Genomic DNA, 13,281 nt, shown 5'->3' with positions numbered 1-13,281 from the left:
ACACGAAACCCCCGCGGTTGCCCTCGGGGGTTGTTTACTTCATCGCTTTATTTTTTTTCAGCGCGCTTGGCCCATTTAGCTTTCAGTGCGTTCTCCACTTCAGCCAAAACTTGTTCAGTTGTTTTACCTTCTATGCTGATGCCTAGTTTGGCAGCTCGCTTGTTGACGCTCTCTGCTTTCTTCGCTTTGTGGGCCTGCGCCAAGGCAGTTCGGATTTGTTTCGCCGTTTGGCCATCTGATGAGATGCCAGCTTTGGTCGCTTTTTCTTTCAGCTCGGTTAAAGCTGCTGCACGTAGCTCGGTTCTGAGCTCTTTGCTCGTCTTGCCTTCCGTGCTCACACCTTGCTTTGCCGCTTTGGCCTGGAGCTTAGCTAAAGCTGCCACTTTAATTTCAGCTTTAAGTTGATCGACTGTTTTACCATCAGTTGAGATTCCAAGCTTCACTGCAACGCTGTTTAATCGTTCTACTTGTTGAGCAGACACCGCTGCTTTAATCTCCGTTTTGAGCTGTGCATTCGTTTTGCCCTCAGTAGCTATGCCAAGGCTTTGCGCTTTGTCTTGCAAAAGCTGCTTGTTTGGATGGAAGGAACTGCTCTTCGTTGCAGCTGTATCGCTTTGAAGCGTCTCGGCGAATGCTGCTGCCGGAACGGATAAGACGATCGCACCTGCCAATGCTAATCCTGTTAATTTTTTCAACATAAGTATCACTCCTAGGCTCGTGTTTGTGTTTAGCTTACGAGCTTTATACTAGCGGATAAATATGTCATAAGTTTGTCATCGGCGAAGTCGGCAAAAAAATCGAAAAAACTGTCCCTTTACCAGGCTGAGAATCCACACGAATCGAACCTCCATGTGCCTCTATAATATGCTTGCAGATCGTCAGTCCTAACCCTGCACCAGAACGATTGCGGCTTTCATCCACCTTGTAGAAGCGATCAAACACATGTGGAAGCTTATCTGGCGAAATGCCAGGCCCATTATCCCACACCTCGATCCAACGTTCGCTTTTCACTTTATTTACTCGAATACCCGCTGATGAGCCTACAGGAATATGATTGATCGCATTATCCAACAAATTAATCAGGACCTGTCGTAAACGATCCGCGTCCCCGAACACAACAAGCTTCTTTTCCTCCTCAGTAAACAGCTCGATGTGCCTCGCTTTCGCCTTCATCTTCAGTTGGGTGACCACTAAAGCCATTAGTGCTTTCATATCGACCTCCTGCACATCCAGCTTCACCTGCTTCTCTTCAAACGCAGAGAGTTGAAGCAAATCATCCACCATATTACTTAGTCGAAGCGTTTCACCTAGTGAGACTTGGATGAAATCATGTGCATCTTTCGGTTCAACGACACCATCGACTATTCCCTGCAGTGAAGCGCGTATCGTCGTTAGCGGCGTGCGCAGCTCATGTGAGATTTCAGATAGAAATCGTTTACGGCTCTCTTCGACTTTCTCCAATTTACCAGCCATTCGGTTGAGCGATCCGGCCAGAGAAGCGATTTCGTCCTTACCCCTGACGGCAACCCTTCCCCTAAAATCGCCTAGAGCCAAAGCTTCAGCCCTCTTGCTCATCAACTGAATTGGCTTCATAAAGTGACGAGAAACAAAGTACAGCAACGCTACAGCTAGTAAGGCAACGAAAAAATCAGAAATTAAAATGGCCCGATTAATACCATTAATCATACCTTGAATGTTCTCTATGGGCGTGTACAGAAAGATGCCGCCAACCACACGATTCTCTATGAGAACAGGCTCTCCGACAATTAACATTTCCACATTGCTATTTTGGGTAAAATTACTCCGAACCGTTACCAATTCTCCGCTCAGCACTTTATCCACCCATTCCTTGCGCACAGGTGTTTCACCCACAGACAAGAATTTATCTTGGTTCGATTTCGGATGCTTAACAACAGATACCCGTACATTGGATGTTCGCTCAATCGTCGCAATCTGCTTGCGGAAATCCTTCTGCACCAGTGTATTGTCGAATAGATCCTTAGCTAGCGCCTCCACTTGTTCTACCTTTTCTAGTAAAAGCTTTTCGCTGCGTTCGTACGTATTTTTGTTCATCGTATACCCTATCGTACCGGATATCGCTAGAATGGAAACAACCGTAATACTGATATAAATGAATAATAGCTTGCGATAAAAAGAATTTAGCATGCGCCCGGACCCTCAAACTTGTACCCGACGCCCCAAACCGTACGGATACTCCAATCATCTCGCCTCTGTGTCAGGGCGGAGAGCTTCTGTCGTAATCGCTTAATATATAAGTCGACGACACGATCCTCACCTTCGAAGTCCCAACCCCATATTTTCGCGATAAGCTCCTCCCTCGTGAACACTTGATTCGGATTCCGCAAGAAAAATAGCAGAAGCTCATATTCCTTTTTGGGCAGTGCTACATAATGTCCTTCCACCGTGACCTCGTGCGAGCCAGCATCTAAGCGCAAACTGCCGATTTCGTAAAGGTTCGTCGGAACAGGCGCATCGGAGCGAAGCGTCGTTCTTCGCAAAATTGTCGTAATCCGTGCAACTAATTCATTGGGGTCAAATGGTTTTATCAAGTAATCGTCCGCACCCATTTGCAAACCCTCAATTCGCTCCTCTACCTGTCCCCTTGCAGTTAGCATCAGAATAGGTACGTCGCTCATGGCACGAATCTTCTGACAAACGGCCCACCCATCCCGCTTCGGCAGCATGAGATCTAGCACTATGAAATCAGGACTAAGCTTATCGAACTGCGCTAGCGCCTGGTCCCCATCGTGAGCAGTTTCAACGCTATAACCACTCTTCTCTAAATATAGCTTCGTAATCCGACAAATATTAGGATCATCATCAACAACCAATACGGTTTTCAAGCGACTCACTCCCTATTGTATGATATTATGATATTCCTATTATTTCATGGTATTTAACCTTTTTCCATCTTTGGGAGTCAGATTATTACAAGATAAGGACTTTTCTTCTTAAAAAGGGGGTCTATTGACTTGCTGGCAGCATGACGTCCACCCTTACATACTGCATGGCCAGACTCGCTTGCAAAACATATATTCAACAAAAAGAGGCCTTTCGGCCTCTTTCTTAGTTCGCTTTCACTTCAAACGAGCTTTTCAACGAAACAATCAAATTAAACACCAAATGATCGTTCGTCGTATCCTTCGGGTCCACGTTGAAATAGCCGTGGCGGAAAAATTGGAACTTATCATGCGCTTTCGCCTGCTTCATATTCTCCTCTACGAAGCCATGAACGATTTGCAATGAGTTCGGGTTGAGGTTTTCAAGGAAGGATGCGCCGTCGTTCTCTTCATCATCTAGGATGAGCGGCTCATACAAGCGGAACTCCGCTGGTACCGCGCTTTTTGCATCCACCCAGTGGATGGTTCCTTTAACTTTACGGCCAGTAAAGCCGCTGCCGCTTTTCGTCTCTACATCATATGTGCAATGCAGCTCAACGACCTTGCCGTTCTCGTCCTTGATAAAGTCATTGCACTTAATGAAGTACGCGTTCTTCAGACGCACTTCATTGCCGGGAAATAACCGGAAATATTTATTCGGCGGGTTTTCCATGAAGTCGTCTTGCTCGATATAAATCTCGCGGGAAAACGGAATCTGACGAGAACCCATCTCTGGGTTCTCGGAATTGTTCTCGGCTTCGAGCATCTCCACATGATCCTCAGGGTAATTCGTAATAACTACTTTAAGCGGATTAAGAACGCCCATCGTGCGCAAAGCCTTCAGCTTCAAGTCTTCGCGGATGAAGTGATCCAGCAACTTCGCATCCACCGTGCTGTTGCTCCTAGCAACGCCGACTTCACGAGCAAACGTACGGATCGCTTCTGCTGTAAAGCCTCTACGACGAAGACCCGAGATGGTCGGCATCCGCGGATCGTCCCAACCGTCGACCGCTTTCTCATCGACAAGCTGCTTCAGCTTTCTTTTGCTCATGACCGTGTTCGTTATGTTCAAGCGCGCAAATTCATACTGTCTCGGCACATTCGGCATCTCGCACTCACGAATGACCCAGTCGTATAGAGGGCGTTGGTCTTCGAATTCTAGGGTGCAAATGGAGTGCGTGACCCCTTCAATTGCATCTTCAAGCGGGTGTGCGAATGCGTACATCGGATAAATGCACCATGCATCTCCGGTGTTGTGGTGATGTGCATGAACGACACGGTAAAGGATCGGATCGCGGAAATTGATGTTCGGCGAAGACATATCGATCTTAGCGCGAAGCACGCGCTCGCCGTCTTTGAATTCCCCTGTGCGCATGCGCTCGAACAAGTCGAGATTCTCTTCCACGCTGCGCGTACGGTAAGGGCTATCAGTACCTGCCTGAGTCAAGGTACCGCGTGCTTCACGGATTTGATCAGCTGTTTGATCATCTACATATGCTAGCCCCTTGCGAATTAAAACAAGGGCGCGATTATACATTTCGTCGAAATAGTTCGAAGCAAAGAATAGACCATCCCACTCGAAACCAAGCCATGCGACGTCAGCCTTAATCGACTCCACGTATTCAAGATCTTCCTTAACAGGATTCGTATCGTCAAAACGAAGGTTCGTTAAACCTTTGAATTCATCTGCAAGCTCAAAATTGAGACAAATTGACTTCGCATGACCTATATGAAGGTAGCCGTTCGGTTCCGGAGGAAATCGTGTGATTACCTGGCTGACTTTGCCTGATTTCAAATCTTCGTTTACAATGTTCTTAATGAAATTGGATGGAGTGCTTGTTGGCGTGCTCTTCGTATCCATTGTTTGCCAGCCTTTCTCCCAAGGGTTAAAGTTTTATTTTCTATCATACACTAAATCTTACTAAAATATAAAGGAGCTAGCGAGATGAAAACATTCGAACATTACTTAGATCAGTATGCGGAGCTAGCCATCAGAGTAGGATTAAACGTACAGAAAGATCAAACCGTCGTCATTATGACGCCGATTGCTTGCGCAGATTTTGTACGTAAAATAACGAAAAAAGCCTATGACGCTGGAGCCAAAGATGTCCTCATCGACTGGGATGACGATGAAGTGAAGGCGCTCCGTCTGAAACACGCCCCTGAGTCCACGCTGCGCGAGTATCCCATGTGGCGCGCCAAAGGCTTGGAGGAGCTTGCCAAAGGAGGCGCCGCTTTCCTCCAAATCTACGCGCCGAATGCGGACTTGCTCAAAGATGTAGACCCGGAACGGGTCGCCATCTCCAGCAAAACGACTGCTACAGCACGCGAGGGCTTCCTGCACTATATGCGCAGCAATCAGGTTAACTGGCTGATGATCTCGTACCCGACGGCGGAATGGTCCGCCAAGGTGTTCCCGAACCTCCATGAATCTGAACGCATCGGGAAGCTGTGGGAGCAGATCTTCAAGCTCACCCGAGCCGATGCCGAAGATCCTGTAGCTGCTTGGAACACACATGTTCAGCAGCTTACCAGCAAGCAGGAAATGCTGAATGGCTTGCACTTCAAGCAGCTGCATTTGCAAGCGCCAGGAACTGATCTCTACATCGAGCTTGCACCTAAACATCAGTGGGTAGCTGCGGGCAGTACGACAGATAGCGGCATCTTCTTCTTGCCGAACATCCCGACAGAGGAAGTTTTTACAATGCCGCTTCGTGGCGGGACGAACGGTACGGTTCGCAGCACGCTGCCGCTGAGCTATCAAGGCTCGCTTATCGATGGCTTCAGCCTGACGTTCGAGAATGGCAAAGTGGTCAGCGCCACTGCCGAAGTCGGTCAAGAAGTGCTGAATAAAATGTTGGACATGGACGAAGGCGCTCGCTATTTAGGCGAAGTGGCCCTTGTTCCTTATGACTCCCCTATTTCGCAGTCAGGCATCATTTACTACAATACGCTGTTTGATGAAAATGCTTCCTGCCATGTGGCTTTGGGCAACTCCTACCCGTTCACCATTGAAGGTGGAACAACAATGAGCCCTGAAGAGCTTATCGAGAATGGCTATAACAAAAGCTTGATTCACGTAGACTTCATGATTGGCTCCACCGAAATGAATATCGATGGAATTGCAGCTGACGGAAGCCGTGTACCTTTATTCCGCAAAGGCAACTGGGCATAGGATACATAAAAACACCGCAAGCCGCTGGGCATTTATTAAATGCGCGAGCAGTTGCGGTGTTTTTATTTGTGTTACTCGTCGCTAGCTCTGTACTGCTTGTTAATCGAGGAATCCTTCAATACCCACTTGCCGTCTTTCCATTTCCAGATGGAAGTCACATAGGCTATGGTATCGGCATTAGCAATACCGGAAATCCGTTGAACGCCTTTCAACTCACACACGCCGTCATGCTCGATGTCGATCGGGGCCAGCATACCGTAAGGATGCACGTCAACAATGATTGGTTTGATCAGCTTGCCGCTTTTGTAAACACCGAATTGATCGTAGTCTGCTTTCTTATCTTTGAGATCAATTTTGTAAGATTTCCCAGTTTCCTTAATTTTCAACTTCACAACATAGTTGTTCTTGAACATAGCATCAACGTGAAGAGGCGTTGGGAGTGGAATTGCTGTCGGCACATTGTTTTTGAGGGAGTAAAGATAATAGGTGGAAAGACCTCCACTGCCTCCCGTTTCAGCAGCTACATAAATTTCAGGCAGCTTATCCCCATTGAAGTCACAGAAAACAATTTGAGGATTGTAGCCACCTTTCAGTGGGATCACAACCGGGTTCTGCCCTTGACCGGAAACGACGATAGATAACTTCGCATAATAAGGGCTTGAGCTATCCAGCTTGGTGCCCACCAGCGCTACATGATCTGGCTTCCCATCGCCAGTAACATCAATTTCACGCGTTTGTAGAATCTGCTCTTGTGTAGTATTAGGGTCTGTAGGCGGCAATTCTTCGTTGTTTTCAGCCTTAGCTATGCTGGCTCCCCACCAGGGCAACCCTGCCAAGAGCACGCTGATCGCAACGGTGTGAAGAACTGCTTTAAATAATCTTGTACGCATTGTGCTCAACTCTTTTCTTAGTCATATCCAATCGGCCTTATTATTTCAAATTTCACCTAATCTATGCGGAACTGGTTTGACTTTATCTAGCAAGCCGTCTACCATTTATGTATATACAACCAACTGAAAATAAAGGGAGCATCCTTATTCATGAAAACATTAGTTATCGTCGTTCATCCAAACCTTGCAGCTTCGCGCATCAACCGCCGTTTGGCAGAAGAAATAGAGCAACAAGATCATGTGACCGTTCACCGTTTATACGAAGCCTACCCAGATGAACAAATTGATATTGCCGCTGAACAGCAGCTTGTTGAACAACATGATCGTATTGTTCTGCAATTTCCCTTCTACTGGTACAGCTCGCCTTCACTTTTGAAAAAATGGCAAGATCTCGTTCTAACCTACGGTTGGGCCTATGGAAGTGAAGGCGGTAAGTTTCGTGGCAAAGACTTGCTCATCGCAATCTCAACAGGCTCACCGGAAACCGCCTACGCCCCCGGAGGCCGTAATCACTATACCCTTGCCGAACTGCTGCGCCCCTTCCAAGCGACGAGCAACCTGATTGGAGCCCACTACTTAACCCCATTCTCCGTTGATGGTGTTCATCAGTATACCGATGAACAGTTAGAACAAAGCGCCAAAGAGTATGTGCGATACGCGCTAGATCCAGCGATTTCGCCGAAAAATAACGCTAACGCTCATTAATGTCCGAACCGTCCCTCTCCGCATACAACATAAATTGTTGTGTACCGTAGGGGGGCGGTTTTTTAAATTTGCGGACTCCTCCAAATGACGAGTATCTATTGAAAGCTCTACGTTCTGCATGACCCGGAAATCCCTATGTACCCAGGTTTCCTCTGCAAAGGAATTACATAATTCGAAACCGAATGTTATCCCTATGATAAATAAATGGATGAGGTGCTTTTTTGAAAATCGATCGCTTGCTCGCCATTACAATGCTCTTGTTAAACCGTAAAAGAATAAGCGCCAAAGAACTGTCAGAACGCTTTGAGGTGTCTCTGCGAACGGTATACCGCGACGTCGAGGCGATTAATCAAGCCGGGGTCCCCATTGCCTCCTATTCTGGAAGCAGTGGCGGCTATGAGATCATGGATCAATACCGACTCGATCGCCAGTTTTTATCCTTAGAAGAGCTGCAGTCCATTATTGTCGGTTTAAAAGGAATTCGCTCCACAATGGGGGATCAAGAAATTGGCAGCTTGCTCGATAAAGTCGGTGCCCTAGTCGCCAAATCCGAGCAGCATACCGTTGCTCATATGAACAATCAACTCCTCATCGACATGAATCCATGGAGAGGCAGCGGCTCAGATAAAGAGAAGCTGAATACACTTAAATCCGCCATTCGCCAGTCACAGCTCATCTCCTTTCAATACACCACATCGCAAAGCGAGATATCAGTGCGCACCGCTGAACCTATGGGCATTGTCGTTAAAGGCTATGGCTGGTATTTATACGGATTCTGTTTGCTTCGCCAGGATTTTCGCATTTTCCGGCTCACCCGCATGAAGGAACTTGAGGTGCTGTCCAGAACATTTGAACGCAAACAAAAAACGATCGAACAGCTCGACTACCGCTGGGGAAAAAGAGATGCCGCAGACTATGTAAAGCTTGTGCTGCATATCCAACCAAACGCCCGCGCTCAAGCCGAGGATTACTTCCAAGCTGAGCAAATAGCCGAACAGCCCGACGGCTCCTTACTTGTTACCGCCGTGCAGCCTGACGAGCCTTGGCTGCATGGGATGCTGCTCAGTTACGGACCAAGCCTGCGCATTATAGAACCGACCCACCTCGTTGAAATTATTAAAGATAAAGCACAAAAAATAATTAAACTGTATGAGGTTGATCACTGACATACTGATGTCAGCAGAGCTCGTCTATACTAGGGATGTTCATATGCTTCCGAAACCAACTTTATGATGAAAACAAATTTAGGAGGAATTCCTTATGATTACAACAATTCAAGCTTTCGTTGATGAATGGACTCATGAATCTACAACTACACTGCGCGTATTAAACACACTGACGGATACTTCGCTTGCTCAACAAATCGCACCAGACTTCCGCACTTTAGGACAGCTAGGCTGGCACATCGCAACGACCATTCATGAAATGATCTCGCTCACTGGTCTACAGTTCGACGCGCCAGAAAACAAAGAACAGCACGCGCCGTCTTCTGCGAAAACGATCGCAGATACGTATCGGACTTCCGCTGCTGCCCTGACTACAGCTATCCAATCCCAATGGACGGATGTGACACTAGCCGAAAGCCACGATATGTACGGCGAATCATGGCTCAACAGCTTTACGCTGCGTGTCCTGATTTCCCATGAGATTCATCATCGCGGGGAAATGATCGTCCTAATGCGTCAAGCCGGGCTCCGCGTCCCTGACGTTTATGGTCCTACCCGCGAAGATTGGCTAGAACGCGGCATGCAGCCACTCGTCTAACCACTTATATAATTGAACCCATAGAGAGAGGAATGAGCCTTATCCAACCGAAAATCGTACAATTAGACGCCTTTCACATAATGGGCCTATCTGCAAGAACATCCAACGCACTAGAATCTGGAGGAAATGGCAGCATTCCGAAGCTTTGGCAGCAGTTTTACCAAGAGCAAATTAGTGAGCGCATTACTAATCCCCTGCCCAATAGCCCGACAATAGGTCTTTACACGGATTATGAGAATGGTGTATTAGGACTATACACTTCTCTTATCGGGTTAAAAGTGACGCAGGTTACCGATATTCCTGAAAGTCTCACAACCGCATTTGTTCCCGCTGGAAAATATGCTGTTTTCACAACAGCAAGAGGCCCTTTTTATGAAACTGTGCCTCAATGCTGGGCGATTATCTGGGACTTGTTTACCCATTCAGACATGGAGCGAACGTATACAGGCGACTTCGAACTCTATGATGAGAGAGCGATGAATCCAGAGGATGCAGAAGTAGATATTTATATTGCGATTAAGTGAATTATTAAGCAATCTGCAATAAACTACAGAGGCGATCTTTTCCCTGATATTCAATCAGGAAGAGATCGCCTCTTGTCTTGCTGCTCGATGGTCTTCTAGGATGTTCTATCGATGTAAAGAGAATATGGAGGGCAATGATGGTTAAAGCTCTCTAGCGGTACTTCTTTTCTTCAAAGGACGTAATACGAGGAGTACGATAAGAAGGAGAAAGCTTGCCGAAGTCAGCGTTGTTTTCACAAGAGTAAACAGGTTTGCTGCCACCGCTACCCAAGCTTGCTGATGGGGGTATTGCAGCAGCAGCGTCAGGATGCTAATGTTCTCCAAGTAATCGGCTAACATAGCGATAAGCGGGAGCATATGGAGCCTATACCCCCCTCTCCCTGCTGGCAAAGCCCATTTACTAACCTGAGCGATCATCAGACTAAGCCCAAATCCGTACATGAGCGGTAGGGGAATATCCACAACAGAAAGCATATAATAATAATAGTTCCGACCCGCTTCGCCATAACCTGTCAATAACTGCCCAACATGTTCGACATCATAATTCCATAAAAGATCGATCATAGGGAAGCCCCCCGCAACCTCGCTAAATCGCAATACCGTGAAAGGCGCATTGACTGTATCAAGCCAAATCAAACAAACGAGGGCTAGTATAAATAAAAGCAAAGCTTTATTCCACGATGCCCATTCGTACAATCGATTAGACATTTTCGCCATTTCTGATCTCCCCCCTCATTAACCATAATCACAGGACTTCAACACACCTGACGCCACCACGCTAATCAATGCCTCATTGACCTCCAATGGACGCAACGTCTGGTTGTTTGGCGCAGTACCTCTAGCGCACCAAATCAAGGAACCTCGATCACTTGAAACGAGCTGGGCATGAATAAACACCTCTCCACAATGAATAATGACTAAATTCATATATTATTCATTATAAAGGTAATCAATCTCATTTCCTCCTTTTGTCAAATAAAAAAACACCACTTCACGCAGCAATGTTTTACTTAATCTTCCGTATGCTATTCAAAAGCGTATCCGTATAGAGGTGAATATGATGTTGGAGTTGCTCTTGGGAACCCACTTTTTTGTAGGGCGGTTCGAATGCGCGCGACATAAAACAGGTATTATCAATAAAGGAAGAAACATCATCTACTTGGAAAATATTTTTCTCTACGCCAGCTGTAAGCGTATTGTGCAGCATACTGATCACTTTGCCAAAATACTTGTCCCCGCCTTCACGTACCAGCTCCTCATGCTCTAGAAAAGGAATAATCTCCAAAGCGTCAGGAAATTGCTCCGCAAACGCATATAGATCTTCTGCTCTGCGCGCAATAATTTGCTTGAATTTCCAAGCTTCGTCATCACTGTCCGCTAGCTCCTGCTCGAGCTTATCTTGGGATTGCAGCAGGGATTGCATCCCTATCCGGACAAGCAGTTGCTTTTTATTTTGAAAATAAATATACACCGTACCTTTAGCTATACTAGCCGCTTGAGCGATGTCATCGATCGTCGTCTTCTTATAGCCGAATTTGCCAAAGAGCTCTCGAGCTGATTGAATGATCATCATCTCTTTATTTTCATCTAAGGTTTTGGGCATGGAGGGCGGCCTCCTTTTCTTAAAATGGCTCATCTCGCATTCTAAACCAATTCAGATAGACAGACAATGCAAGTCCCCCTCACCATCAGCTCTAATAAAAAGAACTGGCCCAACGCTACGTGTGCCACATCTGCCCAGCGACAAGAAAATAGACCGATGAATATCCGCCTATATGGTTTCCAAAAAAATTTATCGGATCATATTCTTGTCATTTTTCAATGTCAAAAATATGATCCGATTGCGGATACCGACCAAAAATATAGATTAAGTGTCTTAATTTCTCATACTACGACTTACCCCAATACATGAAAAGTATCGCAGCTCGCGAAATTACCAAGGTTGCAAAATTCTTATAACTTATGGACCTAGTGTTTCATTAGAATCAGAACCCGACACTAGTAATCGTTAGACTTGAAAGCGGCCCGCCGTAGGAATATCTGACAATGTACGTGTCTTGTGATAATCCACTGATACTTAAGTTGAAACTAGCTGTACGGGGACCCCCGCCGATAATACGCGAACCTCTGGCAACATGTTGTTCTGTACCGTTTACTACACGGTACACATCTGCAAATATGGCTCCGGAGCCGCTGGTTTTCACATACAAATATCCAGAAATATTCAGTGTCCCTTGACCAGTAACGGTATCTGTACGGCTTATAACAGTATTAGCGCTGGCGGTAGTAGAGAATATGAAGAGCATACAAGCAGCTAGCATTAGAATCATTAACTTCTTCGCTTTCATTACATTCATCCTTTCATATAAGAGACTAGTAGAAGGGATCTGTCTCTATAGATGTGAATGCTGGCCAGCGTTCTATTGTATGTGTGTAAGCCCTTCTATCACTCACTATACCATAATGAAATGAAAAGCATACTAATATTTCGAATATTTAGTTAATTATAGGCGGCGCGGTTTTTTGTAAACGGCATAACTTCTTGTCAGCCAACAACAGCGGACAGCCCCTACCCGGGCACTGTCGAGGTTTTCTAACGTGCTATCGGGCAGACGCTATCCGTTATAGAAACAAAGAGAATTCATCTGAAAATAAATGTAGTCGGAATTACACCTTCGACTCATGCAAAACGTTTCTCTACTTTTTTGCTGATGATCAAAGAAAGAACGACAAATGCAACAACGTACAAGAGTTGAAATGGATGTTCGATAAATCGTTTCAGGTCATATCCGATAAAAGAAACGGAAAGCACCATAACCCCTTTTCCTAATGCGACAGCCACCAGAAAAGACCGCAGTTTCATACCTACTAGAGCAGCTGCCATATTGATTACGACAAAGGGACCCACGGGAAACAAACTTAAAATAAAAACGTAGCTAAAGGCTTGGCGACGGGCCCAGAGCAATCCTTTCTGTACCTTAGGCTTCTGCACCCAGCGCTCTAGCAAGGGGTGTCCGCCGATTTTTTTGACAATAAGGAAAGTAACTAAGCACCCACTTACAATGCCAATCCACGAATATAAGAAACCAAACCACAAACCATATACAGCCGCATTCACACTGATAATCAGAAGTGTTGGCAGCGGTGGAACGAATGATTTCATAAAAGTTAACAAAATGCCTGGGAAAGGCCCCAGAGATCGATATTTTCCCAACAGCATCATTAAATTTTCTTCGGTCAGATACGACATAAACTCTGAAATTCCCATATGCGAGAAACACCTACTCCTGCTAAACTAGTAATGAGCGGTAAAAGAACCCCCC

Annotated in this window: 15 protein-coding genes; 5 read left to right on the top strand and 10 right to left on the bottom strand. The window is 46.0% G+C overall.

Going from position 1 to position 13,281, the window contains the following annotated elements; all coding sequences use genetic code 11:
• Nucleotides 1–47 precede the first annotated feature (47 nt).
• The 4 genes from GK047_RS15975 to GK047_RS15960 all read right to left on the bottom strand — a co-directional run bounded on the left by GK047_RS15975 (nucleotide 48) and on the right by GK047_RS15960 (nucleotide 4,761).
• Nucleotides 48–698, bottom strand: coding sequence for a hypothetical protein (locus tag GK047_RS15975; RefSeq protein ID WP_163948584.1), 651 nt, complete (start codon nucleotides 696–698; stop codon nucleotides 48–50).
• A 64-nt stretch (nucleotides 699–762) separates the two neighbouring features.
• Complete coding sequence (locus tag GK047_RS15970; protein WP_163948581.1) at nucleotides 763–2,166, bottom strand: sensor histidine kinase; 1,404 nt, start codon at nucleotides 2,164–2,166, stop codon at nucleotides 763–765.
• The gene (locus GK047_RS15965) at nucleotides 2,160–2,864 is read right to left on the bottom strand and encodes a response regulator transcription factor (RefSeq protein ID WP_163948578.1); all 705 of its coding nucleotides are present in this window, start codon (nucleotides 2,862–2,864) and stop codon (nucleotides 2,160–2,162) included. Before GK047_RS15965 ends, GK047_RS15970 begins: the two co-directional genes overlap by 7 nt.
• A 223-nt stretch (nucleotides 2,865–3,087) precedes the next feature.
• Complete coding sequence (locus GK047_RS15960; RefSeq protein ID WP_163948575.1) at nucleotides 3,088–4,761, bottom strand: glutamine--tRNA ligase/YqeY domain fusion protein; 1,674 nt, start codon at nucleotides 4,759–4,761, stop codon at nucleotides 3,088–3,090.
• Nucleotides 4,762–4,845: 84 nt separating this feature from the next.
• Here GK047_RS15960 and GK047_RS15955 point away from each other — a divergent pair, with 84 nt between their 5' ends.
• Nucleotides 4,846–6,075 (top strand): aminopeptidase, encoded by a 1,230-nt coding sequence (locus GK047_RS15955; RefSeq protein WP_163948572.1) that lies wholly within the window; start codon nucleotides 4,846–4,848, stop codon nucleotides 6,073–6,075.
• A 71-nt stretch (nucleotides 6,076–6,146) separates the two neighbouring features.
• On the opposite strand, the gene GK047_RS15950 is transcribed toward GK047_RS15955, so the two are convergent.
• Nucleotides 6,147–6,965: a hypothetical protein gene (locus GK047_RS15950; protein WP_163948569.1), complete on the bottom strand. Its 819-nt coding sequence runs from the start codon at nucleotides 6,963–6,965 to the stop codon at nucleotides 6,147–6,149.
• A 150-nt stretch (nucleotides 6,966–7,115) separates the two neighbouring features.
• Between GK047_RS15950 and GK047_RS15945 the strand changes: the two genes are divergently transcribed.
• The 4 genes from GK047_RS15945 to GK047_RS15930 all read left to right on the top strand — a co-directional run bounded on the left by GK047_RS15945 (nucleotide 7,116) and on the right by GK047_RS15930 (nucleotide 9,958).
• Complete coding sequence (locus tag GK047_RS15945) at nucleotides 7,116–7,670, top strand: NAD(P)H-dependent oxidoreductase (RefSeq protein ID WP_163948566.1); 555 nt, start codon at nucleotides 7,116–7,118, stop codon at nucleotides 7,668–7,670.
• Between the two features lie 221 nt (nucleotides 7,671–7,891).
• On the top strand, nucleotides 7,892–8,836 hold the full coding sequence (locus GK047_RS15940) for a helix-turn-helix transcriptional regulator (RefSeq protein ID WP_240343982.1): 945 nt from the start codon (nucleotides 7,892–7,894) through the stop codon (nucleotides 8,834–8,836).
• Nucleotides 8,837–8,930: 94 nt separating this feature from the next.
• Complete coding sequence (locus GK047_RS15935; protein WP_163948563.1) at nucleotides 8,931–9,434, top strand: DinB family protein; 504 nt, start codon at nucleotides 8,931–8,933, stop codon at nucleotides 9,432–9,434.
• A 32-nt stretch (nucleotides 9,435–9,466) separates the two neighbouring features.
• Nucleotides 9,467–9,958, top strand: coding sequence for a GyrI-like domain-containing protein (locus GK047_RS15930; protein WP_163948561.1), 492 nt, complete (start codon nucleotides 9,467–9,469; stop codon nucleotides 9,956–9,958).
• 141 nt (nucleotides 9,959–10,099) lie between these two features.
• Here the strand turns inward: GK047_RS15930 and GK047_RS15925 are convergent, their stop codons facing one another.
• The 5 genes from GK047_RS15925 to GK047_RS15905 form a co-directional block, all read right to left on the bottom strand.
• Nucleotides 10,100–10,675, bottom strand: a complete 576-nt coding sequence (locus tag GK047_RS15925; protein ID WP_163948558.1) for a hypothetical protein — start codon at nucleotides 10,673–10,675, stop codon at nucleotides 10,100–10,102.
• Nucleotides 10,676–10,693: 18 nt separating this feature from the next.
• Nucleotides 10,694–10,885 (bottom strand): hypothetical protein, encoded by a 192-nt coding sequence (locus tag GK047_RS15920; protein ID WP_163948555.1) that lies wholly within the window; start codon nucleotides 10,883–10,885, stop codon nucleotides 10,694–10,696.
• Nucleotides 10,886–10,964: 79 nt separating this feature from the next.
• On the bottom strand, nucleotides 10,965–11,561 hold the full coding sequence (locus tag GK047_RS15915) for a TetR/AcrR family transcriptional regulator (RefSeq protein ID WP_163948552.1): 597 nt from the start codon (nucleotides 11,559–11,561) through the stop codon (nucleotides 10,965–10,967).
• A 382-nt stretch (nucleotides 11,562–11,943) separates the two neighbouring features.
• Nucleotides 11,944–12,315: a hypothetical protein gene (locus GK047_RS15910; protein ID WP_163948549.1), complete on the bottom strand. Its 372-nt coding sequence runs from the start codon at nucleotides 12,313–12,315 to the stop codon at nucleotides 11,944–11,946.
• A gap of 323 nt (nucleotides 12,316–12,638) precedes the next feature.
• Nucleotides 12,639–13,226: a TVP38/TMEM64 family protein gene (locus GK047_RS15905; RefSeq protein ID WP_163948546.1), complete on the bottom strand. Its 588-nt coding sequence runs from the start codon at nucleotides 13,224–13,226 to the stop codon at nucleotides 12,639–12,641.
• Between the last annotated feature and the right edge of the window lie 55 nt (nucleotides 13,227–13,281).

Source organism: Paenibacillus sp. SYP-B3998 (assembly GCF_010820665.1).
Taxonomy (GTDB): Bacteria; Bacillota; Bacilli; order Paenibacillales; family NBRC-103111; genus Paenibacillus_E.
This window is presented reverse-complemented; position numbering and strand designations above follow the sequence as displayed.